Annotated in this window: 1 pseudogene; it reads left to right on the forward strand. The window is 48.0% G+C overall.

Annotation, left to right across the window (positions count from 1 at the left end):
• Positions 1-16 precede the first annotated feature (16 nt).
• Positions 17-586 (forward strand): annotated as a pseudogene (locus tag ASG38_RS00350) (hypothetical protein); the annotation flags it as partial.

Consider the following 586-nt stretch of genomic DNA (forward strand, 5'->3'; position numbering starts at 1 on the left):
AAACTTCCAGGACATCATGAACGACAACTCGGTAAGCACGATTGTAAAGAACATCATCGATGCAAACGAAACCCTTACAATCCTTGGCTACGATTCTGCTACCAAAAAGCTGAGCTACAAGGATGAGAACGGCAACACGACCCTGCTTGACATGTCGCAACTGGTTACGGGCAACGAGACGGTAACTACGTTGGTGAACAACAACGACGGTACCTATACCTATACCAACGAAGCCGGAACGCAGGTCACCATCGATGTTCCTGCGGACGTTGTGAGCAACTTCAATGACATCATCACCAATACAAGCGTGCTGAACCAGCTGATTACGAACCTTACAAACACTTCGGTGGGCGGTAACGTTTACTATGACGGAACCAGCTTTACCTATGTAGACAATACGGGTACTTCGCACACCATCAACATCCAGGACATTGTTCGTGGCAACGAGACGGTAACCACGTTGGTTAACAACAACGACGGTACCTATACCTATACATCGGAAGACGGTACGGTAACCACCATTGACGTTCCTGCAGATGTCATCCAGAACTTCCAGGACATCATGAACGATAACTCGGTAAGCACG

Origin of the sequence: Flavobacterium sp. Leaf359, from assembly GCF_001423985.1 — a bacterium.
GTDB lineage: Bacteria > Bacteroidota > Bacteroidia > Flavobacteriales > Flavobacteriaceae > Flavobacterium > Flavobacterium lindanitolerans.